Consider the following 26,575-nt stretch of genomic DNA (forward strand, 5'->3'; position numbering starts at 1 on the left):
GTGTGGCCCGTCAGCCCGGAGCGACGAACTGGCTGAGCGTGAGCTCCGCTCCCCACGGATCCCGCACCCGCGCGGTCCTCGCCCACTGGCCCTCGCGGGTGTCGAGGACCGTGGCGCCGAGACTCGTCGCCAGCGCCGCGGACGCATCCCGGTCGGCCACGCTGAACGTCACGTGCCAGTGCGCCTCCTCGCCGTCGCGCAGGCCGACGGCACCGCCGATCGCGTCGGCGAAGCCCTCCGGGGCGCCGGCCTGGCGCACGCGGATGTCGGGGTCGACGGTCGACTCGAGGTGGTCGCCGTAGCCCGGCACCTTGATCATCGCCCCGGCGTCGGGCCCCATGTCCTCGACCTGCCAGCCGAGGAGGGTGCGGTAGAAGCGGAGGTCCTGCGGCGGGTCCGGCGTGTGCAGGTCGCTGAAGTTCCAGGAGCCCGGGACGTTGTTGACCTGCGAGCCGAGCCGGTTGCGTGCCTGCCACAGCCGGAACACCGCGCCCTGCGGGTCGCGCACCTCCGCCCACCGGCCGCCCGGTCCCGCGTCGTGCGGTCCGTCGACCAGCTCGCCGCCGGCATCGACCACCCGCGGGACCGTGGCATCCACGTCGTCCACCGCGATGTAGGTGAGCCAGAAGGCCGGCCCGCCCTCGCGTGGCTCGATGGCGGCCGCGTCCAGACCGTCGAGGGTGGCGATGAGGTAGGTCGCCGGCACCTCCGGAGGCAGGGCGTCGTGCGTCTGCCACCCCAGCAGGTCGCCGTAGAACACCGCCGCTGCTGCCGCGTCGGGCGCCTGGAGGTCGATCCAGCAGGTCACTCCCTGCGGGTAGGTGTGTGGGTTGTCCGTGGTTCCCGAGGCCATGCTCCAGACCGTACGCCGCACCGGGGACAGCGGTCACGGGTCAGCCGTCCACCACGACCTCGACCTCGAAGCCCTCGGAGTTCTCGACGTAGCGCGACGTCGTCGACCCAGAGGTCGAGGTGGTGGAGGGCGCGGGGCACGGGAGCCAACCTAGACCGGCCTTCCTGCAGCGTGCGTGCGGTGCCACCATCGACGTGGAGAGGCACCGCCATGGACTACCGAGACTCGCACCGCGCCCTGCAGGACGCCTTCGACACGCGCCGGCTCGCTGACCGCCTCGCCAGTGTCGCCGGCGACGACGTGTCGGGGTTCCGCGAGTTCATCGAGGCGCGCGACATGTTCTTCATCGCGACCTCGGACGCCGACGGGCAGCCGCAGTGCTCCTACAAGGGAGGCGACCCCGGCTTCGTCCGCGTCATCGACGACCACACGATCGCCTTCCCGGTGTACGACGGCAACGGCATGTTCCTGACGATCGGCAACGTCACCGAGAACCGCCTGGTCGGCCTGCTGTTCGTCGACTTCGCCAACGGCTCCCGGCTGCGGGTCAACGGCGAGGCGACCGTCGATCCGGCCGACCCGCTGGTCACCGACTTCCCCGGCGCCAAGCTCGTCGTACGGGTCCGTGCCCGCGCGGTGTTCCCCAACTGCCGGAGGTACGTCCACACGCACGGCCCGGCCGAGCGCTCGGTGTTCGTGCCCGTCGAGGGCGAGCAGCCGCCGGTGCCCGACTGGAAGCTCGACGAGTGGTTCGAGGGCACGCTCCCCCAGGGCGACCCCGCCCTCGACGCGACCCGCCCGAGCGCGCCGTCGATCCCGCGCTTCTGAGGTCCTCCTGCGAACTCTTTCGATGGTTGAGGTGCGAGCGCAGCGAGCATAGAAACCCACCTGTGCACGACCGACCCATTGTCGGTGCCCAAGCATATAATCGAACGCATGATCGATACGCTGGCGGGACCCGAGATTGGTGAGGCAGACGCCCTCACCGGCTCCGACCTGCTCGCCTCGATCCGCGCTTCGCGCGACCTCGAGAACGCTGAAGCGGCCCGGCAGCTCGACCTCGCCGCCCGCTGGGCCGACCTCCACCCGCCGGAGTCGATCCACTCCGCGGCAGCGTTCACCGTCCCCGGGACCGACCACGAGGAACCCCTCGCCGGAGAGGGATGCCCGCTCGTGGCGGAGTTCTGCATCGCCGAGCTCGGCACCGTCCTCGGGATCTCGACCACGTCGGCGAAGAAGCTCATCGGCCACGCCCTCGAGCTCCGCCACCGCCTCCCCCGCCTCTGGGCGCAGGTCCAGTTCGGCCACGTCCCGGCCTGGCGTGCGCGCACTGTGGCCGAGACGACGATCCACACCACTCCCGCACTGACCCGGGAGGCTGCGGCCTTTGTGGACGCGCAGGTGTCTGCCGTAGCAGGGCGGATCGGTCCCGCACAGCTCGCCCGACTCATCGCCGAGACCATCAAGCGCTACGACCTCGCCACCCCGGACCCGACCGCGGATCCCGAGGACGGCTACCTCTCGGTGGACCCGCGGCACGTGACGTTGCACGACGAGGACGTGCACTTCGCCGGGACCATGCGGTGGGAGGCCGAGCTCGACATCGCCGACTCCCTCGACCTCAACAACGTCCTGACCCAGAAGGCCGCCGAGCAGAAGGCCCTCGGCTCCACCGAGTCGTTGGACGTGCGCCGGTCCAAGGCACTGGGTGACCTCGCCCGCACCCAGACCGCACTGGACTTGCAGACGTCCGGCGAAGGAGCCGGTGAGGAACGAGCCGGTGCATCGACACCCGACCACCTCCCGGTCGCCCGCGAGGTGATCCTCCACGCCCACTTCTCCGCAGATTCCGTGGGTGAGCAGACCGTGTTCGGTCCCACCGGCCGCCTCGAAGAGGGCCAGCGGCTCGTCCTGCTCGACCAGGTCCAGTCCTGGTGTGGTGACAGCCGGACGAAGGTCACGATCAAGCCTGTCATCGACCTCAACGCCGAGATGGCCGCACCCGGCTACGCGATTCCCGACCGGATCCGGGAGCAAGTCATGCTCCGCGACCGCACCTGTGTGTTCCCGTGGTGCACGCGACCGGCCCGCGGCTGCGACGTCGACCACGTCGTCGAGCACGACCACCAGGCCGAGCCCGAGGGCAGGTCGCAACCCGGCCCCACGAGCACCCGGAACCTCGCCTGCCTGTGCCGGTTCCACCACCGCCTCAAGACCCATTCGGCCTGGCGCTACCGCGTCACCGGACCCGGTGCGTACGAGTGGACCAGCCCCCACGGCCACCACTACCGACGCGACCACACCGGCACGAGCGCGATCGATCCGGGCCCACCCGAACGACCATGACCCCGCCCCACACCCCGCCGCAGCACCACGCGGCGGGGGCACAGCCATGCAACGAGGCGTCCGGAAGGCGTCTGGCAGGGTGGCCGGCATGAAGCGGGTCTCGGGACGCGTGGCGACAGTCCTGGTGGTGCTCGGTGTCGTCCTGGCGATCGCGCCGGCGTTCATGGCCACGATCGCGATCTGCGGGATCTCCGGCTGCTCGGGCGGCGGCTTCGGCCGATCCACCGACCCGGACGCCACCCTCGTGATGCTGGGCGTGACCGGACTGGTCGCGGCCCTGCCGCTGGCGGTCTACGCGCTCGTGCGCCGCAGCGGCGGCCTGGCGGTCGGCGCCCTCGCGCTGGCGGTGGTGACGACCTTCGTGACCGGCGTCGCTATCGGCTCGGACCTCCGCGGCTGCCCGCGCAGCATCGACCGATCGACCTGCCTCGACGAGTCGCGCTAGACCCGCTCTTCCCAGCCCATGGCGCTGATCCCGCCTGAGGGCGGAGCTGTGACGGCAGTGGCACACGGCGGCCGCCGACTGCGGAGGGCTCAGCGCGTCGGTCGCCAAGCGTCCCGGAGACTGGTTCCGATCGCGCGCATCTCCGCGAAGGCGGTCCGATCTTCTGCGGTGCTCTCTTCGGCCTGCCCTCCGTCGACACTCTCGCGTGCGGCCGCCACGAAGCTCCCGGATGCGTCGGGTGGATCGGGGTAGGACGCGAGCGCGTCGGTCGCCCCCCGGCCGAGCAGCACGACGCAGGCGACAGCGAGCGGCGGCGCGGTCAGCGAGCCCCGCGACTCGGCCATCGCTCGACGCAATGGCTCGCCGATCTCGTGCTCGTCGAACTTCAGGCTGAACCAGGCGCCCATGACCACTGGCCGCCAGTTCCGATCGCCCGAGCTGATGAGCCAGGACGCGTCGGCGAGCGTGACGTCCTCGCCCGCGCGGAGCAGGTCGGGCCACAGGTCGGTCGCGTTGCGGCGCGCGTTCGTCCCCATCATGTTCAGGTAGAACGGCAGGACGCTGCGTTCCTCGAGGGGCGTCAGCGACACCCGCTCACTCCCACTCGATGGTGCCCGGGGGCTTGGAGGTGATGTCCAGGGTGACCCGGTTGACCTCGGCGACCTCGTTGGTGATGCGGGTGGAGATCCGCTCCATCACCTCGTAGGGCAGGCGGGCCCAGTCGGCGGTCATCGCGTCCTCGGAGGTGACCGGTCGGATCACGACGGGATGGCCGTAGGTGCGGCCGTCACCCTGGACGCCGACCGAGCGCACGTCGGCGAGCAGCACGACCGGCATCTGCCAGATGTCGCGGTCGAGGCCGGCGCGGGTCAGCTCCTGGCGGGCGATCGCGTCGGCGCGACGCAGGATGTCGAGCCGGTCGGCGGTCACCTCGCCGATGATCCGGATGCCGAGGCCGGGGCCGGGGAACGGCTGGCGCCACACGATGTCGGCCGGGAGGCCCAGTTGCTCCCCGACGAGGCGGACCTCGTCCTTGAAGAGCGTGCGCAGCGGCTCGACGAGCTCGAACTCGAGGTCCTCCGGGAGGCCGCCGACGTTGTGGTGGGACTTGATGTTGGAGGTGCCCGCGCCGCCGCCGGACTCGACCACGTCGGGGTAGAGCGTGCCCTGCACGAGGAAGCCGACCTTCTCGCCGGAGTCGGCAGCCTCGCCGAGCACCTGCACCTCGGCGGCCTCGAACGCGCGGATGAACTCGCGACCGATGACCTTGCGCTTCTCCTCGGGGTCGGTCACCCCGGCGAGCGCCGACAGGAACGTCTCGCGGGCGTCGTACACGTGCAGGTTGACGCCGGTCGCGGCGACGAAGTCGCGCTCGACCTGCTCGGCCTCGCCCTCGCGGAGCAGGCCGTGGTCGACGAAGACGCAGTGCAGCCGGTCGCCGATCGCGCGCTGCACGATGGCCGCGGCGACCGCGGAGTCGACGCCGCCGGAGAGGCCGCAGATGGCCAGGCCGCTGTCGCCGATCTGGTCGCGGACGCGCTCGATCTGCTCTTCGGCGATGTTGAGCATCGTCCAGGTCTGGCGGGCACCGGCGATGTGGTGCAGGAAGTGCTCGAGGACCTTCTGGCCGTGCTCGGTGTGCAGCACCTCGGGGTGCCACTGCACGCCGGCCAGGCCGCGTGCGACGTCCTCGAACGCCGCCACCGGGGTGTCGGCCGTCGAGGCGAGGACGGTGAAGCCCGCGGGCGCCTGGGCCACCGAGTCGCCGTGCGACATCCACACCTTGTGCTCGGCCGGGATGCCGTCGAGCAGCGTGCCGTGCTCGGTGACCGAGACGGGCGTACGTCCGTACTCCCGCGCGCCGGTGTGGGCGACCTCGCCGCCGAGGCCCTTGGCCATCAGCTGGAAGCCGTAGCACATGCCGAAGACGGGTACGCCGGCCGTGAAGACGGCGTCGTCGATGCCGGGGGCGCCGTCGGCGTACACGCTGGACGGACCGCCGGACAGGATGATCGCCTTCGGTCCGCGGGCGAGCATCTCGGCCACCGGCATCGTGTGCGGCACGATCTCGGAGTAGACCCGCGCCTCGCGCACGCGGCGGGCGATGAGCTGGGCGTACTGCGCCCCGAAGTCGACGACGAGGACCAGGTCGTGCTCTGCAGGCTGCGTCACGCGCGGAGTCTACCGAGCGGACTCGCCCCAGGGCCCGACCGGGGAGCGAGGGCGGAGCGTCAGGCCCGGCCTGTCCATCCCGGTCATGACTCGCCCCAGGGCCCGACCGGGGAGGGAGGGTGGTCAGGCCCTGGGACTTGAGTCCCCGCCACTGCAGAACAGTGCCGAGATACGAAGGACCCGGCCCTTGGGAGGGAGCATGACTGCCGGACCCCTCACCTTGGGCAACGACCCCTGCGGAGGTCGGTTACGGGCGGCGCGGAAGTAAATGCGACCCGTCAGCTGACGCCGACGATGGGCAGGCGCAGCGCACCCGGGGCGGCCTCGGGCACGACCGGGTTCTTCGGCTCGACCGGCGCGAGCCGGCGGTAGGTCGCGCCGAGCTCGGGACGGGTGTCGACCTCGCCCTTGTTGGGCCAGAACGCCATCGCCCGCTCCGCCTGGGCGGTGATCGTGAGCGACGGGTTCACACCGAGGTTGGCCGACACGGCGGACCCGTCGACGACGTGCAGTCCCTCGTGGCCGTAGAGCCGCTGCCACGGGTCGACGACGCCGGTGGTCGGCGAGTCGCCGATGGTGCAGCCGCCGATGAAGTGGGCGGTCAGCGGCCGGTTGAAGACCTCGCCGACGTTGCCGCCGGCGGTGCCGCCGATCACGTCCGCCATCCGCCGCGTCGCCTCGTAGGCGATCGGGATGTAGGTCGGGTTGGGCAGGCCGTGGCCCTGCTCGCTGGTCATCCGCCAGCCGGTGCGTCCCTTGACCCACTTCGTGGTGATCGAGTTGTCGAGGGTCTGCATCACCAGGGCGATGACGGTGCGCTCGGACCAGTGCTTGAAGTCGTAGAGGTCGAACGCCGTACGCCGCTGCGCCCAGAGCTCGCGCACCCAGGTCCGGACCCGCGAGACGCCGGGGGTGTCGTCGGCGAGCACCGTCTGCATCAGCGCCATCGCGTTGGAGCCCTTGCCGTAGCGCACCGGCTCGATGTGGGTGACGTCGTCGGGGTGCCACGACGAGGTGATCGCGACCCCCTCGGTGAAGTCGGTCGTCGCGCGCGGGGCGAGCGCACCGAGGATCGCCTCGGAGTTGGTCCGGGTCAGCACGCCCAGCCGGTCGCTGATCCCGGGCAGGTCGCCGTCGTTCTTGAGCTGGTGGAGGAGCTTCTGGGTGCCGAGCGCGGCGGCGGAGAAGACGACCTGGTCGGCCGTGAACACCTTGGTCGCCGGGCGCTTCCTCGACAGGCGCGACAGCTTGGCCTTGGTCCAGCGCGTGGTCACCTCGTAGCCGCCACCGTCACGGGGGCGCACGCGCGTCACCGTGGTCAACGGGTGGACGACCGCCCCGGCCTCCTCGGCGAGGTAGAGGTAGTTCTTGACCAGGGTGTTCTTGGCGTTGTGGCGGCAGCCCGTCATGCACTCGCCGCAGTTGAGGCAGGCGTTGCGGGTCGGTCCGGCGCCACCGAAGAACGGGTCCGCCACCTCCTCGCCGCCCTGCGCGTCGGGGCCGCCGAAGAAGACGCCGACCGGCGTGGGGTGGAACGTGTCGCCGACACCCATGTCCTCGGCGACCTGCTTCATCACCTCGTCGGACGGGGTGTGCCGGGGGTTCTCGACCACGCCGAGCATCCGCTTGGCCTGGTCGTAGTAGGGCGCGAGCTCGGTCTTCCAGTCGGTGATGTGCGCCCACGACGGGTCGCGGTAGAACGCGTCGAGCGGCTCGTAGAGGGTGTTGGCGTAGACCAGCGACCCACCGCCGACGCCGGCCCCGGCGAGGATCAGGCAGTCCTTGACCATGTCGATGCGCTGGATGCCGTACATCCCCAGGGACGGTGCGAAGAGGAAGCGCTTCGCGTCGAACGACGTCGCTGGGAAGTCGCCGTCCTCGAAGCGGGCACCGGCCTCGAGCACGCCGACCGTGTAGCCCTTCTCCGTCAGCCGCAGTGCGGTGACCGAGCCGCCGAAGCCGGACCCGATGACGAGGACGTCGTAGTGCTGGACCTCGGGGGAGGTCATGCGCGGCCCAGCTTGTTGAGCAGGCGGAGCGAGGCGGTCAGCACCTTGGCGTTGGTCTCCTCCGACATCCCGAACATCGGTGCGATCGGCACGAGCCGCTGCGTCGCGACCGACTGCGCCTCGGTGTAGCGGAGGATGCCCTCGGCGCCCTGGCGTCGCCCCATCCCGGACTCGCGCATCCCGCCCATCGGGGCGCCGAGCGAGCCGAAGGTCGCGCCGTAGGCCTCGTTGACGTTGACCGTGCCGCACCTGATCCGACGCGCGACCGCGCGACCGCGGGCGGCGTCGCGCGTGTAGACCGAGGCGTTGAGGCCGTAGTGCCCGTCGTTGGCGCGCTCGACGGCCTCGTCCTCGCTGTGGAAGCGGTAGAGCGAGACGACCGGGCCGAAGGTCTCCTTGCCGAAGCACTCCATGTCGGCCGAGACGCCCTCGAGGATCGTCGGCTCGAAGACGAACGGGCCGAGGTCGGGACGCGCCCTGCCGCCGGTGAGCACCCGCGCGCCCTTGGCGACGGCGTCCTCGACGTGGCGGGTGACGGTGTCGAGCTGGGCCTGCGAGATCAGCGAGCCCATGTCGACGCTCCAGTCCTGGCTGGCGCCGAGCGTCATCGCCTGCGTGCGCGAGACGAACGCGTCGACGAACCGGTCGTAGACCTGGTCGGCGACGAAGAGCCGCTCCATCGAGACGCACAGCTGGCCGGCGTTGGAGAACACGGCGCGCACGGCGCCCTCCGCCGCGCGGTGCACGTCGGCGTCGCGCAGGACGAGCATCGGGTTCTTGCCACCGAGCTCGAGCGAGCAGCCGATCAGCCGCTCCGCGCACTGCTGCGCGATGATCCGTCCGGTGGCCGTCGAGCCGGTGAAGCAGACGTAGTCGGCCTCGGCGACGATCGCGCCGCCGACCTCGGGGCCGGGACCGGCGACGACCTGCCAGACCTCGGGCGGGAATCCGGCCTCGTCGAGCAGCTGCGCGGCGAGCAGCGCGGTGAGCATCGTCTGGGCGTCGGGCTTGGAGACGACGGCGTTGCCCGCGAGGAGGGCCGGGAGCCCGTCGCAGAGCGCCATCGTGAGCGGGTAGTTCCAGGGCGAGATGATGCCGACGACGCCCTTAGGCACGCGGTGCACCTCGGCACGGGTGAGCACGGGGAACATCCCGCCGACCCGCTGGACGTCGAGGTGCTGGTGGGCCGTACGGGCGTAGTAGCGCGCGGTCAGGGCGAGGTGCGCGACCTCGAGGTAGGCGTCCTTGCGGGCCTTGCCGGACTCCCACACGACGAGGTCGATGAGCTCGTCCTGCCGGTCGAGCACGAGGTCGTGGAGGCGCAGGAGGGCAGCGGCGCGCTCGTCGAGCGGCGTGGCCGCCCACGCGGCCTGCGCGTGGCGGGCCCGGGAGAAGGCCTCCGCCACGTCGGCCGGCCCCGACTGCGGGACGTGCGCCAGCGGGGCACCGCCGATCGGCGACGACACGGCGTGCGTCTCTCCGGTGGTGCTGACGATCCGGCGCGTGAGGGCGGCGACGTACGAGCGGTCGAGGCCGTAGGCCGCGGTGCTGTCGTGCTCGGGATCCGCGGGCCCGTCGGTGAGGGGACTGGCGCTCTGCTCGCTCATCGTTGCAGCGTAGGACGGTGTCGGGAGGGTTGCTACCGGTCGGTCACTTCTGTCCCGACATTTGACACATCTGTGACATTTGTCCAACGCCCTTGACGGGCCCGATCCAGCGCCTCTGACCCGCCTCAGACGATGTCGGGTGCCTGCACCCGCGCCTCGTCGGCCTCCTGGTCGGTCGGCATGAGCTGGCTCTGCCGCTCGGCCTCGACCCGCCGGAGGTAGTGGTCCACCTCGTCCGCCAGCTGCGCCTCGTCCCAGCCGAGCGCCTCGGCCATCAGCTCGGCGGCCGGGCGGGCGGCCGCGATCCCGCGGTCGAAGGTCTCGATCGAGACGCGGGTCCGGCGGGCGAGCACGTCGTCGAGGTGGCGCGCGCCCTCGTGGGTGACCGCGTAGAGCACCTCGACCTTGAGGTAGTGCTCGGCACCGGGAAGCGGCTCGGCCAGCTCGGCCCGCTCGTGGATCAGTGCGAGCACCTCGTCGACCAGCCCGCCGTAGCGGCCGAGCAGGTGGTCGACCATGCCGATGTCGAGGCCGGACGAGCGGCTCAGCGCGACCCGCTGGTTGCTGCGGGCCTCGAAGCCCCACGCACCCATCAGCGGCACGCGGTCGGTGATCGACGGCCGGGTCGCGTCGAAGTCGCGGATGGCGTGGTCGACGGCGTCGCGGGCCATCACGCGGTACGTCGTCAGCTTGCCGCCAGCCACCAGGACGAGGCCCGGGACGGGGTTGGCGACGGTGTGCTCGCGGGAGAGCTTGGTGGTCTCCCCCATCTCACCCTCCTTGCGCATCGGCTTGAGCAACGGGCGCAGCCCGGCCCACACGCCGATGACGTCACGGTGGTCGAGCGGGTCCTTGAGCAGACGGTTGACGTGCCCGAGGAGGTAGTCGATGTCGGCCTTGCTGGCCGCGGGGTGGGCGAGGTCGTAGTCCCACGGGGTGTCGGTCGTGCCGATGATCCAGAACTGGTCCCACGGGATGACGAAGAGCACCGACTTCTCGGTCTTGGTGATGAAGCCGCACTCCGAGCGGATCCGGTCCCGGGGCACGACGAGGTGGATGCCCTTGCTGGCGTCGACGTCGAGCTGGGCCTGCCCGCCGATGAGGTCCTGCACCTCGTCGGTCCAGACGCCGGCCGCGTTGATCACCACCTTGGCGCGGACCTCGATGTCCCGCTCCCCCTCGAGGTCGCGCACCGTCGCCCCGACGACGCGGTCTCCCTCGCGCAGGAAACCGGTCACCTTGGTGCGCGTCGCGACGTGCGCGCCGTTGTTGGCGGCCGTGCGCGCGATCGTCATCACCAGCCGGGCGTCGTCGACCTGGCAGTCGTAGTAGCGGATCGCCCCGTGCAGGTCGTCGGTCCGGATGTCCGGCGCCATCCGCGCCAGCTGCTTGCGGAAGACGTGCTTGTGCTTCGGCACGCCCATGTCGTACTTCCCGGACATCGCCATGCCGTCGTAGAGCGCGACGCCGGCGCCGACGTAGGGCCGCTCCCATGCGTGCTCGAGGGGATAGAGGAACGGCACGGGGCGTACGAGGTGGGGCGCGAGCCGCGTCAGCAGCAGGCCGCGCTCCTCGAGCGCCTCCTTGACCAGCGCGAAGTCGAACATCTCGAGGTAGCGCAGTCCCCCGTGGACCAGCTTGGACGAGCGCGACGACGTGCCGGAGGCGAGGTCGCGCTGCTCGACGAGGCCGACCTTGAGGCCGCGGGTGACGGCGTCGAGCGCGGCGCCGACCCCGACGATCCCGCCGCCCACGACGAGGACGTCGAGCTCGCCGGCCCCGAGCTGCTCGAGCGCGTCAGCGCGCTGGTCGGCGTCGAGGGCCCTGGCGATGCTCATGGGTCCCAGTCTGGCAGGGCGCCGGTCGGCCGTCAGTGCTGGACGACGACCTCGATGCGCTGGAACTCCTTGAGCTCGGTGTAGCCCGTCGTCGCCATCGCGCGACGCAGCGCGCCGATCAGGTTCATCGTGCCGTCGGCGACCCGCGACGGGCCGAACATGATCTCCTCCAGCGAGCCGACGGGCGCGAACCCGACGCGCTCGCCACGGGGAAGGTCGGCGTGGGTCGCCTCGCTCCCCCAGTGGAAGCCGCGGCCGGGCGCATCGGTGGCGCGGGCCAGGGGCGAGCCGATCATCACGGCGTCGGCGCCGCAGGCGATCGCCTTGGCGATGTCGCCCGAGCTGCCGATCGAGCCGTCGGCGATGACGTGGACGTAGCGGCCGCCCGACTCGTCCATGTAGTCGCGGCGCGCGGCCGACACGTCGGCGACCGCACTGGCCATCGGCACCGCGACCCCGAGGACCGTGCGCGTGGTGTGGGCCGCGCCGCCGCCGAAGCCGACGAGGACCCCCGCCGCGCCCGTGCGCATCAGGTGGAGCGCGGCCTGGTAGGTCGCGCAGCCACCGACGATCACCGGGACGTCGAGCTCGTAGATGAACTCCTTGAGGTTGAGCGGCTCGGCCTGGCTGCTCACGTGCTCCGCGCTGACCGTCGTGCCGCGGATGATGAACATGTCGACGCCGGCGTCGACGACGGCCTTGACGTGCTCCTTGGTGCGCTGCGGCGAGAGCGAGCCCGCGACGGTGACGCCCGCGGCGCGCATCTCCTTGAGCCGGGCCGTGATGAGCTCGGGCTTGATCGGCTCGGTGTAGATCTGCTGCATCCGCCGGGTCGCGTCGGAGCCCTGGAGGCCCGCGACCTCCTCGAGCAGCCCCGTGGGGTCGTCGTACCGCGTCCAGAGGCCCTCGAGGTTGAGCACCCCGAGCCCGCCCATCTGACCGAGCGCGATCGCGGTCGCGGGCGACATCACCGAGTCCATCGGCGCGGCGACCACCGGGATGTCGAAGCGGTAGGCGTCGATCTGCCAGGCGGTGCTGACCTCCTCGGGGTCGCGGGTGCGCCGCGAGGGCACGATCGCGATGTCGTCGAAGGAGTATGCGCGGCGACCGCGCTTGGCACGGCCGATCTCGATCTCGGTCATGGCCGGAGCCTATCGGCGGCACCACGTCCGCCGCGGGGCCGGCCGGACCCCCACCCGACCGGGCCCACGCGGACCGGGGATCCACCCCCACAATTGGATCCGGTCACACCGTACCCAATGGGGCCGACAATTGTCTGGATTTCGTCAATCCCGGCCTGACGCGGGTCCGTCGACCGCCGCGCGCAACGCCCGGCGCAGCCACGCGGCGTACCTCTCGGGCGTCCAGTCACGGTGCTGGGCGAACGTCAGCCACGTCTCGGCCCGGGTCAGCACGTAGAACTCGTCGACGGCGTCGGGCGCCGGCGCCCCGGTCGCCACGAGCCGCACCACGTCCTCGCAGACCAGGAGGTGGCTCAGCTGCGCGACCCGGGCCATGTCGCGCAGTGCGGGGTCCTGCTCGGCCCCGTTGGACAGGACGGACAGCAAGGGGCCCATCGGGACGACGAGCCCGCACACGAACTCGACGAACCGGTCGAGCCTGTCCTCCGGGCCCGGGACCTCGGCGAGCCGGAGCTCGGCGTACGCCTCCTGCAGCCCGCTGCGACTGCCGAGGCTCGCCGAGACGAAGGCGTCCAGGAACAGCCCGGCCTTGCCGCCGAACGTCTTGGTCACCAGCTCGACCGAGACCCCTGCCTCCTCGGCGACCTGGGCGATCGTGGTCCCGCCCCAGCCGCGCTCGGCGAAGAGCCCGGCCGCGACCTGCGCGACGTGGAGGCGTCGCCGCTCGGCGGCCGCTCGGCGCCCGCTCGCGTCGTACGGACGGCGTGCCGGGGCAGCCTCCTCCTCCACCCTGCGAGCCTAGGGGACCTCGGCCACCGACGAGCGACGGGTAGGCAGAATCGCCAAAGCGCCACGCGGTCGGGATCGCCTGCCTACGGTGGTCGGGTGGGATTCGGAGCAGGGAGACGACTACTGGCGCGCGCGCTCGCGGCCGCCTGTCTCGCCGGCGGCCTGGCCGGGCTGTCGGCCGCGTCGGCGACCGCCTCGGACGACTACCCGTGGGCCTGGAAGGGCCAGTGCCCGATCCTGCCGCAGGAGCCGATCGTCGAGCCCACCCCGACACCCACCCCGAGCCCCATCCCGAGCCCCGGCCCGAACGCCGGCCCGAACGCCACCGCGCCGAAGCCGGGCGAGCAGGCCGCGCCCGTCGTCGAGCCGCCTCCTCCCCCGCCGCCGGTGTTCGACCCCGTCACCGGGCACACGTACGACCCGCGCGGGCCGCGACCGACGTGCGCGAGCAGGGTCTGGTCGATCAATGGCTCGATCGGCGACGCGTGGGGCTTCGTGCTGCGCAACTGCACCAGCTTCGTCTCGTGGCGCCTGCACGAGCGCAACGGCATGGCCGACTTCAGCAACTCCTTCGGCGGCGAGCACTGGGGCGACGCGCGCAACTGGGACGACGTCGCCCGACGCCTGGGCTACCGCGTCGACTCGGTGCCGGCGATCGGCGCGGTCGCGCAGACCGACGACGGTCGGGTCGGGCACGTCGCCTGGGTCAGCGCGATCGGGCCGGGCACCGTGACCGTCGAGGAGTACAACCACGGTGTCGTGGGCGGTTACGGCACGCGCACCGTGCCGGTCGGCGAGTTCCGCTACCTCCACCTCGACGACGTGGCGCCCTCGCCCCTGCTCGGCTCGGACCGTCCCGTCGTCTCGGTGCCCGACGGGCTCGGCGAGTCCTGGACCGCACGCATCGACGGGTCCGGGACGCTGTTGCTGTCGCGTCCGGGCGGGGCCGCCCGAGCCGTCGGTCCGCGCCGCGCGTTCTCGACCCTCGCCGCCCCCGCACTCACCCTGTCGGGCAAGGGCCTGCCCTGGCTGGCCGCCACGACCCGCGACGGCCGCGTCCTCGCCGGGACGCCGCGCAACGGCCGGCTGGCGCTGCGACGCGTGGCGGCGTCCGCGCCCACGGCCAGCCCGGCGATCGCGCTCTCGCGCACCGGACGGCCGCTGGTGGCCACCACCTCACCCGCCGGCACGCTCGAGGTCCGACGGCTGACCCTGCACGCCGGCTGGAGCCGACCGGACCGCATCGGCCGGGCGGGCTCGTGGGCCACGCACGTCGCGCCCGTGCTCGGTCCCGACGGCGCCGGTCGCACGCTGCTGGTCGCGGTCGGCCGCGCCGGGAGGACGTTCGCCCTGCCGCTCGAGGCAGGACGCCTCGTGCGGCTGCCCGGGGCGCCGGGCTCGATCACCTCGACGCCCGCGCTGACCACGACCGGTGACGGCACGACGTACGTCCACCAGGTCGACGCGCGCGGCCGGTTGCTCGTGCGCACCCTGACCGGTGCGCGCTGGAGCCGAGCGGACAAGATCCCCGGTGACTTCTCGCCCTACGCCTCTCCCACGGTCGGTGTGCTGGGCGGCCACCTGCACGTCGCGGCGGTCGACCGTCGCGGTGCCGTGCTGGTCCGCGCGGCGGTGCCGGGCGAGCGCTCGCAGATGCCCGGCCGCGTGGCCCGTGCCGGCGACGTCACCCGCTCCCCCGGACTCGTGACCCGTCGCAACGCGGGGGTCTTCGTCGTCTCCGGCCGACGCACGACGGCACGGTTGCTGACGCGGCCCGCCTCGGCGTTGGTCGACGCGTCGTCGCCCACCAAGGCCGGCTTCACGCCCTGATCGGTCAGGACCCGCTGTAGTTGGGCGCCTCGACGGTCATCTGCACGCCGTGCGGGTGGCTCTCCTTGAGCGAGGCCGAGGTGATCCGGACGAACCGGCCCTTGTCCTGGAGCTCGGGGATGGTGCGCGCACCGACGTAGAACATCGACTGGTTGAGGCCGCCGACGAGCTGGTGGGCGACGGCGGACAGCGGGCCGCGGTAGGCGACCTGGCCCTCGATGCCCTCCGGGACGATCTTGTCGTCGCTGGCGACCTCGGCCTGGAAGTAGCGGTCCTTGGAGTAGGACTTCTTGCCGCGGCTGCTCATCGCGCCGAGCGAGCCCATCCCGCGGTAGGACTTGAACTGCTTGCCGTTGACGAAGACCACCTCACCGGGCGACTCCTCGCAGCCGGCGAGCATCGAGCCGACCATGACCGCGTCGGCGCCCGCGACGAGCGCCTTGGCGATCTCGCCGGAGTGCTTCATGCCTCCGTCGGCGATCAGCGGCACACCCGCGGGCTTGGTGGCCAGCGAGGCCTCGTAGACCGCGGTCACCTGCGGGACGCCGACGCCGGTGACGACGCGGGTGGTGCAGATCGAGCCCGGTCCGACGCCGACCTTGACCGCGTCCGCACCGGCGTCGACGAACGCCTGGGCGCCCTCGCGGGTGGCGACGTTGCCGCCGATGACCTGCACGTGCCTGGTCGCCGGGTCGGTCTTGAGCCGCCTGACCATGTCGAGCAGCAGGTGGACGTGGCCGTGCGCGGTGTCGGCGACGAGCACGTCGACGCCGGCCTCGACGAGGGTCGTCGCCCGCTCCCAGGCGTCGCCGAAGTAGCCGATGGCCGCGCCGACGAGCAGCCGGCCGTCACCGTCGTACGACGCGTGCGGGAACTGCTCGCCCTTGACGAAGTCCTTGACGGTGATGAGCCCGCCGAGCCGGCCCTCGCCGTCGACGAGCGGCAGCCGCTCGCGCTTGTGGGCCCGCAGGAGCGCGGTCGCCTCCTCGCGCGAGATGCCGATGTCGCCGGTGATCAGGCCCTCGCTGGTCATCACCTCGGTGACCTTGGTGGTGGCCCACTCGGCGACGGGCGTGAAGCGCAGGTCGCGGTTGGTGATGATGCCGAGCAGGTGGTCGTCGACGTCGACGACCGGCAGGCCGGAGACGCGGTACTCGCCGCAGAGCCGGTCGAGCTCCTCCAGCGTCGCGTCGGGGCCGATCGTCACGGGGTTGGAGATGATCCCGGTCTGGGTGCGCTTGACGAGGTCGACCTGGCGGGCCTGGTCCTCGATCGACAGGTTGCGGTGCAGCACGCCGATGCCGCCCTCGCGGGCCATCGCGATCGCCATCCGCGACTCGGTGACGGTGTCCATCGCGGCGCTGATCAGCGGGACCCGGATCGAGATCTCGCGGGTCAGGCGCGTCGTGGTGTCGATGTCACTCGGCGCGAGGTCGGACTCGCCCGGCAGCAGCAGCACGTCGTCGTAGGTGAGGCCCAGCGCAGCGAACTTCTCGGGGATCTCCACGCGCCCATTCTACGGGCGCGCGCACCGTCTCCTGAGAGGGTGTCGGCATGGGGATGGGGCGCGTGGCGTGGCTGGCCGCCGTGATGGCCTTCGTGGCCCGATTCCCGGGGCTCCTCTGGCCGTTGCGGCCCGACGAGGCGGGCTTCCTGCTGGTCGCCCGGGCGTGGCAGCCCGAGGCCGACTCGGTCTACGGCCGCTACTTCGTCGACCGCCCGCCGCCGATCATCTGGCTGATGCAGGCGACCGACGCCGTCGGCGGCGCCTACACGCACCGCCTCGTCGGAGCGGTGGGCTGCTCGGTGCTGGTGCTCGCCTCGGCCGCCGCCGCGCGGGAGCTCGCCCGTCGCGCCGGCCTGGTCGACCCGGCCGCCGTACGACGGGTCACGGCCTGGGTCGCGGTGGGGACCGCCGCCCTCGTGAGCAACGCGCAGATCGACCCGGTGGCCGCCAAGGGCGAGCTCTTCGGCATCCCGCTGGTGATGGCGTCGTGCTGGCTCTCCCTGCGTGCCGTACGCCGGATCTCGGCAGGCGACGCGTTCTGGGCGGGCTTCCTCGCGATGCTCGCCGTCGGCCTCAAGCAGAGCATCGTGGGCGGGCTGGTGTTCGGCGGCGTCCTGCTCCTCGGGTCCGTGCTCGCCCGGCAGCTGCCGGTCAGCGCAACAGTGAGGTGCGCACTGGCGGCCCTCGCCGGAGCGGCGGTGCCGGTGGTCGCCGTCGTGGCCTGGGCGCTCGCCGTCGGCGTACGCCTCGAGACGCTCTGGTACACCACCGTCTCCTTCCGCTCCGACGCCAACCGGATCATCGCGACCCAGAGCTCCGAGGGCGCGACGAGCCGGGTCTGGGTGCTGCTGCTGGTCTTCGTCGGCGTCGGGATGCTGCTGCTGGTCGTCCTGTTCCTCGCCCAATTGGTCGGGCTGCTGCGCCTCGATGCGGTGCCGGTCGTCGCCACGCTGGTCATGCTCGGGGTCGACCTCGCCGGCGTCGCGGTCAGCGGCAGCTACTGGATGCCCTACCTCTTCGTCCCGATCCCGCCGCTCGCGCTGGCACTCGCCCTGCTGCTGTCCAACGACCGAGTGCGCGGGACCCGCGACAAGGTCAACCCCGCCGCCATCGCGTTCGTCGTCGCGTCCAGCGTCGTCGCGCTCGTCGGCTGGACGGGCGCCTGGGTGGGCGGCCGCGTCCCGGTCGAGGTGCGCACCGGCGAGGCGCTCGACGCGATCGCCCAGCCCGGCGACCAGGTGCTGGTCTACGGCGGACGGGCCGACATCCAGTGGGCCACCCACGCCGGGTCGCCGTACCCCTACCTCTGGTCGCTGCCGATGCGCACCCTCGACCCCGGCCTCGAGGACCTCCGCGCCACGCTGACGGGCAACAACCCGCCGACGTGGTTCGTCGAGGCGAGCTACATCAACACGTGGAGCGAGCTCGGCACCCGGCCGATCGAGAGCTCACTGATCCGCAAGTACGAGTTCGTGGTCACCGCGTGCGACCGCTACCGGATCTACCACCTCAACAGCGTCGACCCGGTGAAGGTCGACGTCGACTGCACGACCCCCTACCGGACCATCTGGGGCCAGTGAATCCCCGCCGCCGTGCAACCTCCGGGCGAGCTCACCTCGTTGGGTCGGTCATGGAGAAGAACAGTGCGTGACGAGGCGGCCTTCGTCGAGTTCGCACAGGCGTCCCGCGACCGGCTGCGCCGCACGGCGTACCTGCTCTGCGGCGACTGGGACCAGGCCTCGGACCTCGTGCAGGAGGGGCTGGTCCGGGTGTACGTCCGCTGGCCGCGGCTGGTGCGCCACGGCGGCGAGCTGGCCTATGCCCGCAAGGCCGTGGTCAGCGCCTTCCTCGACCACAAGCGGCGCCGGTCGAGCACCGAGCGGCCGCAGGAGACCGATCCCACGACGGCCTCCGGCGAGGACGTCGCCACCGCGGTGACGACACGGGCGGCGCTGATGTCTGCGCTCGCCGACCTGCCGCCGCGGCAGCGGGCGTGCGTGGTGCTGCGCTACTTCGAGGACCTGTCGGTGGCCGACACCGCCGCGCTCCTCGGTTGCACCGAGGGCACGGTCAAGAGCCAGACCTCGCGGGCGCTGTTCTCCCTCCGGTCCATGTTCGAGGACTCGCCGATCGGCGAGCTGTCCGAGGGAGCCGTCTCATGGTGAACGAGCTGCGCGAGCTGATGCACGAGGCGACCGACCGGCCGCCGCGCGACCAAGACGACCTGTCGGCCGTCCTGTCCGGGGGCCGCCGCCGGGTGCGGGTGCGCCGCGCAGCCGTCGTCGGCGGTACGGCGCTCGCCGCCGGCGCGATCTCGCTCGGGTCCTACGCGTGGCTCAACCCCGCGCCCGCCGACCTCGCCGCCGCCGGGGTGCCGCGCGCGGAGGGCCCGGTCATCCGGGTCGCCGGAGCGCAGCCGGCCGTCGAGGGCGAGGACTACCGCGAGCTGACGTCGTACGCCAACGAGGATCTCGACACGGACAACGGCGAGTACTTCGACGGCGTCACCGACGACGGGCTGGTGCTCTTTCGCGAGGGGCAGACTGCGGAGCGGATGGTCGAGCGCTACGCGCTGATGGACCCGGCCACGGGCGAGAAGTGGTGGCTGCCCGAGCGCCCCGGCGACGGCGAGCAGTCCTGGGCGATCGAGCTCGGCTCCGAGCGGCTCGTGATCATGCGCTTGGTGACTGTCGGGTCCAGCACCCTGATGGAGACCCGACCGGTGCTCGACGTCTACGACCGCACCACCGGGACCTGGCGCACGATCACGTGGCCGGGCCTGCCGGCGAGCGACTTCCCCTCCTTCGTCCAGATCGGCCCGGACGGGCGTGCCTACGTCGCCGTCATGGCCGACCGGGGCGACATCCCGGAGGGCGGCCGGCCCACCTTGCCCAGCGGGGAGGTCGACGAGTCGGACGCCGAGGGCGACGTCCGTGCCCTGTGGTCGATGTCGCTGACCGACCCCGATGACGCCCGCGACGAGGGCGTGCGGGTCGGCAGCTTCGCCTTCGACGGCGACGACATGGTCTGGACCGACTCCACCAACGGCGCCGCCGGCATGGTGCACGTCCGCGACCTGACGACCGGCGAGGAGAGCTCGTTCGACCCCCGCCTGGGCGAGCGGTGCAACCTCCTGGGCTTCGACGCGGCAGGCGGTCGGATCGCGATGACGCAGTACTGCGGGACCTACGACGGCGTGCGCGACGACAGGGTCCAGGTGGTGACCAAGGACGGGGAACAGGTGGTGACCCTCCAGGACGACGGCATCGACGCCGGCGACCTGGTCGCGGGTGGCGACTACCTGACGCTGACGTCGTACGCCCGGGCGACCGTGGGCACCTACCTCTACGACTTCGACGAGCGCCAGCTGCTGAGGCTCAGCGACTCGCGATCGGCCTTCACGGTCGGGCAGGGTCCGACGCCGGGTGACCAGCTGATGTGGACGACCGCCTCCGGTGCGCTCTCCAGGACGTTCGGCAACGCCGGTGGAGAGGTGCACCTCGGCGAGATCATCCGCTGACGGGCCGCTCGACGAAGGCGTACCCGGCGTTCGCGAACGGTGACCAGCCGCTCGCGAGGGTCACCGTGCCGTCGAGGTCGATGCGGGCGATGGCCTGGTGCCGGCGCTGCGTGAGGGTGACGAGCAGGTGCTCGTCGTCCTCCCACGCGGGACGACCGAACGCCTGCACGAACGGCCGCGACCGCAGCTCGACCTCGCCCTCCGCCCCGCCGATGACGAGCCGGTGCCGGCGGAGCACCCACCAGTGACGTCCGTCGGGTGACCGGGTCCGCCCGGACGGGGTCGGGACGCGGTGCGGCGGTCGGCGCAGGTCGCTCGCAAACCCCCTGCGCCTCCACGTCGTGCCCTCGCGGCGCAGGGCGGTGAAGGTGACGACACTGTCGTCGTGACGGCTGAGCACGGGCCAGACCAGGCGCGGGAGTCGTTGCGTGGTGACCTCCGAGTGCAGCACGGTGGCGCCGGTCTCGCCCGACTCCGGCGGCACGACGCTGACCCACGCGACCTTCCCCGTCGGCGAGGAGAGGGCCGGACCGGTCGAGGTCCAGCTCGCGACGACGTCGCCGTCGTCGTCGATGCGGTGCATGCCGACCGACCCCTCGAACCACCGGTCGTCGGTGACCAGGTAGCCGTCGCGCACGGGCACCACGGAGCTGATCCCCCACGGGCCGCGGAGACCGAGCCGGACCGTCAGCTCGCTGCCGTCGGGACGGTGCAGGAGGTGGCCGCGGACGTACGCCAGCCGGGGCGGGCCCGAACGGTCGAGGTCCCCGGGATCCAGTCGTGCGGGCGGTGGCTCAGCCGCCTCCGGCTTCGCGGGCGTCGCCTCGGAGGGCGTCGGGGTCGGTGGTGGCGCGGGCGTCGTCGTACATCCCACGGCGAGGAGCGGGAGCAGGAGCACCAACGGCCACGTGCGCACGTCTCTGGGACGCGCACACGTGGCCGGGTGGTTGACGCAGCCTGGCGGCTGGATCAGTGGATCAGTGGCCGTGACCGTGGCCGTGGCCACCGCCGGCGGCCGGCTCCTCGTCCTCGGGCTTGTCCACGATCAGGGTCTCCGTCGTGAGCAGCATCGCGGCGATGGAGGTCGCGTTGACGAGCGCCGAGCGGGTGACCTTGACCGGGTCGAGGACGCCCTGGGCGACGAGGTCGCCGTAGGTGTCGTCGGCGGCGTTGTAGCCGTTGCCGACGCCGAGCTCGCGGACCTTGGCGGTCACGACGTAGCCGTTGACGCCACCGTTCTCGGCGATCCAGCGCAGCGGCTCGTCGGCCGCCTTGCGGACCACGCGCACACCGGCAGCCTCGTCGCCGGTGAGGCCGAGGTTGTCGTCGAGCACCGAGACGGCGTGGATGAGGGCGGAGCCACCGCCGGGGACGATGCCCTCCTCGATCGCGGCGCGCGTCGCGGAGACGGCGTCCTCGATGCGGTGCTTCTTCTCCTTGAGCTCCACCTCGGTGGCAGCGCCGACCTTGATCACGCAGACACCGCCGGCGAGCTTGGCGAGGCGCTCCTGGAGCTTCTCGCGGTCCCAGTCGGAGTCGGTGTTCTCGATCTCGGCCTTGATCTGGTTGACGCGGCCCTCGACGCCCGCGCTGTCGCCGGCGCCGTCGACGATCGTCGTGTGGTCCTTGGTGATGACCACGCGACGGGCCTGGCCCAGGACCTCGAGGCCCACCTGGTCGAGCTTGAGGCCGACCTCGGGGGCGACGACCTGCGCGCCGGTGAGGGTCGCGATGTCCTGCATCATCGCCTTGCGGCGGTCACCGAAGGCCGGGGCCTTCACGGCGGCGACGTTGAAGGTGCCGCGGATCTTGTTGACGACCAGGGTCGAGAGCGCCTCGCCGTCGACGTCCTCGGCGAGGATGAAGAGCGGCTTGCCGGTGCCGATGACCTTCTCGAGGACCGGGAGCAGCTCCTGGATCGAGGAGATCTTGCCCTGGTGGAGCAGGATGTAGGGGTCGTCGAGGACGGTCTCCATCGACTCCGGGTCGGTGACGAAGTAGGCCGAGATGTAGCCCTTGTCAAACTGCATGCCCTCGGTGAACTCGAGCTCGGTGCCCATGGTGTTGGACTCCTCGACCGTGATCACGCCGTCCTTGCCGACCTTGTCGAAGGCCTCGGCGAGCAGGTCGCCGATGTGGCTGTCACGGCTGGAGATCGTCGCGACGGACGCCATGTCCTCGCGCGACTCGACCTCACGGGCCGCCTCGCGCAGCGCGTCGCCGACGGCCTCGGCCGCTGCGTCCATGCCGCGCTTGAGACCCATCGGGTTGGCGCCGGCCGCGACCGCGCGCAGGCCCTCGTGGACCATGGCCTGGGCCAGCACGGTGGCGGTGGTGGTGCCGTCACCAGCGATGTCGTTGGTCTTGGTGGCCACCTCCTTGGTGAGCTGGGCGCCGAGGTTCTCGAACGGGTCGTCGAGCTCGATCTCGCGAGCCACGGTGACACCGTCGTTGGTGATCGTGGGGGCGCCCCACTTCTTGTCGAGGACGACGTAGCGGCCCTTGGGGCCGAGCGTCACCTTGACGGCGTTGGCGAGGGCGTCGACGCCGCGCTCGAGCGCGCGGCGGGCGTTCTCGTCGAACTCCAGGATCTTGGGCATTGCTGTGCTCCTACGTCAGAGATGAAAGGGGTTCGCCCGGACGTCATACGGAGAGGGCACGTGCATGCCCCGTCCGTATGACGTTCCGGGCGAAGGGGATCAGGAAACGACCGCGAGGATGTCGCGGGCGCTCAGGATCAGGTACTCCTGGCCGCTGTACTTGACCTCGGTGCCGCCGTACTTGCTGTAGATGACCTTGTCACCCACCGCGACGTCGAGCGGGACGCGGTTGCCCTTGTCGTCGATGCGACCGGGACCGATCGCCACGACCTCGCCCTCCTGGGGCTTCTCCTTGGCGGTGTCCGGGATGACCAGGCCAGAGGCGGTGGTCTGCTCGGCTTCGAGCGTCTGGACGACGATGCGGTCCTCGAGGGGCTTGATGTTGACCGACACTTCGGATCAACCTCCACTTTCTCTGCACGAGATTGGAACAGGGACGTGAGCCCGGACCTTGGTCGGCACGCCGTCGCGGGGGTCGCACCGGGGCCTCGGGCATTGGCGCTCTCGGGGCGAGAGTGCCAGAACAGACGCTAGCACTCTCCCTGACCGAGTGCTAGCGCCGGGCGCTCACCGCGGAACTGACAGGATGCGCGCGTGGAGATCGCGACGCTGGACTGGCTGCGGACGAGCGAGGGCGAACGGCTGGTCGCCCACGCGAGCCGGGCCTGGGCCGACCACCCGGGCGACCCGGTGCGGGTCGCCAACGTCGTACGCCGTCTCGAGCCCGACGCCGAGAAGGCAGCCGCGGCGACCACGCAGGCGCAGCTGCGCGCGAAGGCGGCGGTGAAGTTCGGCAGCGCCGCTCCCCTCATGTTCTTCACCCCGGACGCGCTCGAGCAGGCCACCCGCACCCGCGTCGCCGACCACCGCGCGGCCCGGCTCGCGGCAGCGATCCCCGGGGGCAGCGTCATCGACCTCGGCTGCGGGATCGGCGGCGACCTCCTCGCGTTCGCCCGGGCCGGACTGGTCGCCGCCGGCATCGACCAGGACCCGGTCCGGGTCGCGATGGCCGAGGCCAACCTGGCCGCCCTCGGGCTCGCGGGCGCCGTGATGGTCGGCGACGCGACCACCATCGACACCGGCGGCTTCGACGCCGCCTTCGCCGATCCCGCCCGTCGCGGTGGACGAGGGCGCGTCTTCGACGTGGAGGGCTGGACCCCGCCGTGGTCGTGGGTCCTCGACCTGCTGGCCCGGCGGTCCCTGGTGAAGGTCGCGCCCGGCATCGGCCACGACCTGGTGCCGCCAGGTGTCGAGGCCGAGTGGGTCAGCGACGGCGGCGAGGTCAAGGAGGCGGTGCTGTGGTCGCCGAGCCTGGCGACCACCGACCGTCGCGCCACCGTGATCGGCGAGGGAGGGCTGGCCACCCTCACCGAGGACGATGATCCGGGCGCGGAGGTCCGCGAGGTCGGTGCCTACCTCTACGAGCCGGACGGCGCCGTGATCCGCGCCGGCCTGGTGACCGCGGTCGCGGCGGGCGTCGGCGGCGGCCTGGTCGACGAGCACATCGCCTACGTCACCGGCGACGACGCCTTCCGTACGCCGTTCGCGCGAGGCTACCGCGTCGTCGAGCACCTCCCCTACCGCGAGAAGCAGCTCCGCGCGGCGCTCCACGAGCGCGGCATCGGACGCCTGACGATCAAGAAGCGCGGCGTGCAGGTCGTGCCCGACGAGCTACGCAAGCGGCTCGCCCTCAGGGGCGACGAGGAGGCGACCCTCGTCCTGACCCGCGTGGCCGGCCAGGGCACGGCCCTGCTGGTCGAGCCGTTCTGACCTCACAGCGGCGCTCCACGGCCCACAATGTCCGCCATGGGACCAGTCCAGCTCCTCCTCCTGGCGATCGTCGCGGCAGGCCTGCTGCTGGCGACGAACCGCTGGGCCAAGCAGCAGCGCAGCGAGCTCGAGAAGCTCGAGCCGCCTCCGTCCCTCGACTCCGTACCGACCTGGGAGGACGAGGTGCTCGCGGCGCAGATGGCCGCCGACCGGGCCGAGGCCGAGGCTGCCTCCACACCTGACTCCGCACTTGACTCCGCGCGCGCCGCCGAGCCGCCCTCCGAGCAGCCACCCGAGTCACCTGAGCAACCCCCGGGTGCCGCGGAGCGACCTCCCTACTGAGCCGCGCAGCCGGCGCGCCCGACGCCGGCCACCTTCACCGGGAGCCGTCCCGGAGCGGTGGAGCTGCCGAGCAGCACCTCGACGAGCACGTCCATCGCCGCGGGCGTGTCGCCGTACGTCGCGATGCGGACGGGTGCGCCGACCTGGCCCAGCACCCACGGCGAGTCCGTGGCGACCGCGACCGCGCCGTCGACGGGTGCGTCGTGGAAGCCGGTGAACCCGACGCCGGTCCCGGCTGCAAGGCGCGCGTCCTCGCGGGCGGTCCAGACAGCGAGCCGGCGTTCGCGGCGGCGCTCGGCCTTCTCCCACGCCCGCAGGCGCTTCCTGAAGTGGCGCTTGCCCTCCTTCGTGCGGCGCTCGGGTCTCGGCTTCGCGTCGGCCAGCCTGCTCGGCGGCGAGCGTCGCAGCAGGACCGGAAGGCCGGCGCGGTCGGCAGCGGCGGCGAAGGTGCTCACTGCGCCCGCGTCGCCGTAGGCATGGACGGCGTCCCCGACGAGGCGGCCTGAGCACGCTCCGTCCGTGACGGTGATCGCCGCGGCGGACAGGCTGCGGGACGCGCCTGCGGCGGAGCCGACGGGCTTGCCGCGGCCACCGGTCGCGGCCAGGTGGGTGAGCAGGGCGATCTGGCGGGCTGCCGACGCTTCGAGACGTCGCCGCGTGAGGGTCCCGGACCGGACCGCCTTCACGAGCGCGGCGCGAGCCAGCGCCGGCGACTGCGGCATCAGGAGCACGTCGGCACCGGCACGGATCGCCTGGACGGCCACCCGTCCCGGTGGGCGGCCGCGGGTGACGCCCGCCATCCGCAACGAGTCGGTCACGACCAGCCCGTCGAACCCCAGCTCGTCGCGGAGGAGCCCCGTGGTGACCTTGCGCGACAGCGAGGACGGCACGCGCGGGTCGACCGCCCGGACGTCGATGTGGCCCACCATCACCGACGGCAGGCCGGCCGCGACCGCCTCGCGGAAGGGGACGAGGTCGGCGGCCTCGAGGTCCGCGAGCGACTTCGTCTGCACGGGAAGCGTGAGGTGGCTGTCGGCCGGGACCGAGCCGTGGCCGGGGAAGTGCTTGATGACCGGGAGGACGCCCGCGCCGGCGAACCCGCCGGCCGCGGCGACGACGTGCTCGGCCACGGTCGCGGGCCTCGACGACGCCGCCCGGGATCCGATCGTCGGGTCGCCCGGTCCGGAGGTGACGTCAGCATCGGGAGCGAAGTCGACGGTGAAGCCGAGTCCGCGCAGCTCGGCTCCGCTGGCGGCGTACGCCTGCTCGGTCAGCGCCGGGTCGCCGGCGGCGCCGACGCTCATGAACGTCGGGAAGCGGCTCGCCGCTCCTCGCAGCCGCTCCACCACGCCGCCCTCCTGGTCGACGCCCAGGAACAGCGGCCACTTCCGGCGTACCTGCCGGGTCAGCGCGGCGTTGACGCCCCGGATCTGGTCGGCCGACGCGACGTTGGAGCTGAAGGCGATCACGCCGCCGAGGTGGAGGTCGCGCACCATCGCGACCGGCGCGCGCGTGCCGCTCCAGTCGGCGACGATCACCTGCCCGGCCAGGTCGGGCAGCCGCATCCGGCCGACGATCTTCGCCGCCCTGTCGAGCTCCGCACGGTCCGGACCCCAGCCCTCGACCAGGCCCAGCGCCTCCGACGGCGTCGGCGGGACGGTCGGCGTGCTGCTGGCCGCGGTGCTGCGCGCGTCCTTCTCCTTCTCCGCCGGCGTGTCCTCGCCAGTGCACGCCGCAGCCGTCGCGACCAGCGCGAGGGACGCGACCAACGTGGTCAGGCGGGCAGGCATCCCGTCATGGTGGCA

22 protein-coding genes are annotated in these 26,575 nt (G+C 72.2%); 9 read left to right on the forward strand and 13 right to left on the reverse strand.

What is annotated here, in order from left to right:
- Nucleotides 1–10 precede the first annotated feature (10 nt).
- Nucleotides 11–853, reverse strand: coding sequence for a VOC family protein (locus tag JI751_RS14295; protein ID WP_201938009.1), 843 nt, complete (start codon nucleotides 851–853; stop codon nucleotides 11–13).
- Nucleotides 854–1,063: 210 nt separating this feature from the next.
- Here JI751_RS14295 and JI751_RS14300 point away from each other — a divergent pair, with 210 nt between their 5' ends.
- From JI751_RS14300 to JI751_RS14310, 3 genes are all read left to right on the forward strand, one after another.
- Nucleotides 1,064–1,681: a pyridoxamine 5'-phosphate oxidase family protein gene (locus tag JI751_RS14300; RefSeq protein WP_201938023.1), complete on the forward strand. Its 618-nt coding sequence runs from the start codon at nucleotides 1,064–1,066 to the stop codon at nucleotides 1,679–1,681.
- Nucleotides 1,682–1,789: 108 nt separating this feature from the next.
- Nucleotides 1,790–3,199, forward strand: a complete 1,410-nt coding sequence (locus JI751_RS14305; protein WP_201938025.1) for an HNH endonuclease signature motif containing protein — start codon at nucleotides 1,790–1,792, stop codon at nucleotides 3,197–3,199.
- Between the two features lie 88 nt (nucleotides 3,200–3,287).
- Nucleotides 3,288–3,644, forward strand: a complete 357-nt coding sequence (locus JI751_RS14310) for a hypothetical protein (protein WP_201938032.1) — start codon at nucleotides 3,288–3,290, stop codon at nucleotides 3,642–3,644.
- Between the two features lie 89 nt (nucleotides 3,645–3,733).
- On the opposite strand, the gene JI751_RS14315 is transcribed toward JI751_RS14310, so the two are convergent.
- The 7 genes from JI751_RS14315 to JI751_RS14345 all read right to left on the reverse strand — a co-directional run bounded on the left by JI751_RS14315 (nucleotide 3,734) and on the right by JI751_RS14345 (nucleotide 13,201).
- Nucleotides 3,734–4,234, reverse strand: a complete 501-nt coding sequence (locus JI751_RS14315) for a hypothetical protein (RefSeq protein ID WP_201938034.1) — start codon at nucleotides 4,232–4,234, stop codon at nucleotides 3,734–3,736.
- Nucleotides 4,235–4,238: 4 nt separating this feature from the next.
- A complete protein-coding gene (gene guaA / locus JI751_RS14320; RefSeq protein ID WP_201938044.1) occupies nucleotides 4,239–5,816 on the reverse strand; it encodes a glutamine-hydrolyzing GMP synthase in 1,578 nt (525 codons plus the stop codon).
- 278 nt (nucleotides 5,817–6,094) lie between these two features.
- The gene (locus JI751_RS14325) at nucleotides 6,095–7,825 is read right to left on the reverse strand and encodes a GMC oxidoreductase (protein ID WP_201938046.1); all 1,731 of its coding nucleotides are present in this window, start codon (nucleotides 7,823–7,825) and stop codon (nucleotides 6,095–6,097) included.
- On the reverse strand, nucleotides 7,822–9,432 hold the full coding sequence (locus JI751_RS14330; RefSeq protein ID WP_201938048.1) for a succinic semialdehyde dehydrogenase: 1,611 nt from the start codon (nucleotides 9,430–9,432) through the stop codon (nucleotides 7,822–7,824). Before JI751_RS14330 ends, JI751_RS14325 begins: the two co-directional genes overlap by 4 nt.
- A 125-nt stretch (nucleotides 9,433–9,557) precedes the next feature.
- Nucleotides 9,558–11,270, reverse strand: a complete 1,713-nt coding sequence (locus JI751_RS14335; protein ID WP_201938049.1) for a glycerol-3-phosphate dehydrogenase/oxidase — start codon at nucleotides 11,268–11,270, stop codon at nucleotides 9,558–9,560.
- Between the two features lie 32 nt (nucleotides 11,271–11,302).
- Complete coding sequence (locus JI751_RS14340; RefSeq protein WP_201938051.1) at nucleotides 11,303–12,412, reverse strand: GuaB3 family IMP dehydrogenase-related protein; 1,110 nt, start codon at nucleotides 12,410–12,412, stop codon at nucleotides 11,303–11,305.
- A 144-nt stretch (nucleotides 12,413–12,556) separates the two neighbouring features.
- Complete coding sequence (locus tag JI751_RS14345; RefSeq protein ID WP_201938053.1) at nucleotides 12,557–13,201, reverse strand: TetR/AcrR family transcriptional regulator; 645 nt, start codon at nucleotides 13,199–13,201, stop codon at nucleotides 12,557–12,559.
- Between the two features lie 96 nt (nucleotides 13,202–13,297).
- Between JI751_RS14345 and JI751_RS14350 the strand changes: the two genes are divergently transcribed.
- Nucleotides 13,298–15,031, forward strand: a complete 1,734-nt coding sequence (locus JI751_RS14350) for a CHAP domain-containing protein (protein WP_201938055.1) — start codon at nucleotides 13,298–13,300, stop codon at nucleotides 15,029–15,031.
- A 4-nt stretch (nucleotides 15,032–15,035) separates the two neighbouring features.
- Here JI751_RS14350 and guaB read toward each other — a convergent pair whose 3' ends face one another.
- On the reverse strand, nucleotides 15,036–16,538 hold the full coding sequence (gene guaB, locus JI751_RS14355; RefSeq protein WP_201938071.1) for an IMP dehydrogenase: 1,503 nt from the start codon (nucleotides 16,536–16,538) through the stop codon (nucleotides 15,036–15,038).
- A 47-nt stretch (nucleotides 16,539–16,585) separates the two neighbouring features.
- On the opposite strand from guaB, the gene JI751_RS14360 reads away from it, so the two are divergent.
- The 3 genes from JI751_RS14360 to JI751_RS14370 all read left to right on the forward strand — a co-directional run bounded on the left by JI751_RS14360 (nucleotide 16,586) and on the right by JI751_RS14370 (nucleotide 20,058).
- Entirely contained in the window at nucleotides 16,586–18,118 is a 1,533-nt protein-coding gene (locus tag JI751_RS14360) for a hypothetical protein (protein ID WP_201938073.1), read from the forward strand.
- Between the two features lie 63 nt (nucleotides 18,119–18,181).
- Entirely contained in the window at nucleotides 18,182–18,703 is a 522-nt protein-coding gene (locus JI751_RS14365; protein WP_307814248.1) for a SigE family RNA polymerase sigma factor, read from the forward strand.
- On the forward strand, nucleotides 18,697–20,058 hold the full coding sequence (locus tag JI751_RS14370; RefSeq protein ID WP_201938077.1) for a hypothetical protein: 1,362 nt from the start codon (nucleotides 18,697–18,699) through the stop codon (nucleotides 20,056–20,058). Before JI751_RS14365 ends, JI751_RS14370 begins: the two co-directional genes overlap by 7 nt.
- On the opposite strand, the gene JI751_RS14375 is transcribed toward JI751_RS14370, so the two are convergent.
- The 3 genes from JI751_RS14375 to groES all read right to left on the reverse strand — a co-directional run bounded on the left by JI751_RS14375 (nucleotide 20,048) and on the right by groES (nucleotide 23,051).
- On the reverse strand, nucleotides 20,048–20,956 hold the full coding sequence (locus JI751_RS14375; RefSeq protein ID WP_201938079.1) for a hypothetical protein: 909 nt from the start codon (nucleotides 20,954–20,956) through the stop codon (nucleotides 20,048–20,050). The two genes, JI751_RS14370 and JI751_RS14375, sit on opposite strands and share 11 nt — an antisense overlap.
- A 79-nt stretch (nucleotides 20,957–21,035) precedes the next feature.
- The gene (gene groL / locus JI751_RS14380; protein ID WP_201938080.1) at nucleotides 21,036–22,658 is read right to left on the reverse strand and encodes a chaperonin GroEL; all 1,623 of its coding nucleotides are present in this window, start codon (nucleotides 22,656–22,658) and stop codon (nucleotides 21,036–21,038) included.
- A 99-nt stretch (nucleotides 22,659–22,757) separates the two neighbouring features.
- Entirely contained in the window at nucleotides 22,758–23,051 is a 294-nt protein-coding gene (gene groES, locus JI751_RS14385) for a co-chaperone GroES (protein ID WP_201938088.1), read from the reverse strand.
- A 201-nt stretch (nucleotides 23,052–23,252) separates the two neighbouring features.
- Here groES and JI751_RS14390 point away from each other — a divergent pair, with 201 nt between their 5' ends.
- Nucleotides 23,253–24,428 carry a class I SAM-dependent methyltransferase gene (locus JI751_RS14390; RefSeq protein ID WP_201938090.1) on the forward strand — a complete coding sequence of 392 codons (1,176 nt, stop codon included), beginning with the start codon at nucleotides 23,253–23,255 and terminating at the stop codon, nucleotides 24,426–24,428.
- A 36-nt stretch (nucleotides 24,429–24,464) separates the two neighbouring features.
- Complete coding sequence (locus JI751_RS14395; protein ID WP_201938092.1) at nucleotides 24,465–24,770, forward strand: hypothetical protein; 306 nt, start codon at nucleotides 24,465–24,467, stop codon at nucleotides 24,768–24,770.
- On the opposite strand, the gene JI751_RS14400 is transcribed toward JI751_RS14395, so the two are convergent.
- Nucleotides 24,764–26,560, reverse strand: coding sequence for a glycoside hydrolase family 3 protein (locus tag JI751_RS14400; protein ID WP_201938100.1), 1,797 nt, complete (start codon nucleotides 26,558–26,560; stop codon nucleotides 24,764–24,766). The two genes, JI751_RS14395 and JI751_RS14400, sit on opposite strands and share 7 nt — an antisense overlap.
- Between the last annotated feature and the right edge of the window lie 15 nt (nucleotides 26,561–26,575).

Origin of the sequence: Nocardioides baculatus (genome assembly GCF_016735675.1) — a bacterium.
Classification (GTDB): domain Bacteria; phylum Actinomycetota; class Actinomycetes; order Propionibacteriales; family Nocardioidaceae; genus Nocardioides; species Nocardioides baculatus.

Bases quoted from the DNA above. Each gene is read 5' to 3' on its own strand.
- JI751_RS14330 (WP_201938048.1), bottom strand. From the start codon at position 9,432: ATGAGCGAGCAGAGCGCCAGTCCCCTCACCGACGGGCCCGCGGATCCC.
- JI751_RS14305 (WP_201938025.1), top strand. From the start codon at position 1,790: ATGATCGATACGCTGGCGGGACCCGAGATTGGTGAGGCAGACGCCCTC.
- JI751_RS14360 (WP_201938073.1), top strand. From the start codon at position 16,586: ATGGGGATGGGGCGCGTGGCGTGGCTGGCCGCCGTGATGGCCTTCGTG.
- JI751_RS14395 (WP_201938092.1), top strand. From the start codon at position 24,465: ATGGGACCAGTCCAGCTCCTCCTCCTGGCGATCGTCGCGGCAGGCCTG.
- JI751_RS14325 (WP_201938046.1), bottom strand. From the start codon at position 7,825: ATGACCTCCCCCGAGGTCCAGCACTACGACGTCCTCGTCATCGGGTCC.
- groL (WP_201938080.1), bottom strand. From the start codon at position 22,658: ATGCCCAAGATCCTGGAGTTCGACGAGAACGCCCGCCGCGCGCTCGAG.
- JI751_RS14370 (WP_201938077.1), top strand. From the start codon at position 18,697: ATGGTGAACGAGCTGCGCGAGCTGATGCACGAGGCGACCGACCGGCCG.
- JI751_RS14340 (WP_201938051.1), bottom strand. From the start codon at position 12,412: ATGACCGAGATCGAGATCGGCCGTGCCAAGCGCGGTCGCCGCGCATAC.
- JI751_RS14335 (WP_201938049.1), bottom strand. From the start codon at position 11,270: ATGAGCATCGCCAGGGCCCTCGACGCCGACCAGCGCGCTGACGCGCTC.
- JI751_RS14400 (WP_201938100.1), bottom strand. From the start codon at position 26,560: ATGCCTGCCCGCCTGACCACGTTGGTCGCGTCCCTCGCGCTGGTCGCG.
- JI751_RS14310 (WP_201938032.1), top strand. From the start codon at position 3,288: ATGAAGCGGGTCTCGGGACGCGTGGCGACAGTCCTGGTGGTGCTCGGT.
- JI751_RS14300 (WP_201938023.1), top strand. From the start codon at position 1,064: ATGGACTACCGAGACTCGCACCGCGCCCTGCAGGACGCCTTCGACACG.
- JI751_RS14295 (WP_201938009.1), bottom strand. From the start codon at position 853: ATGGCCTCGGGAACCACGGACAACCCACACACCTACCCGCAGGGAGTG.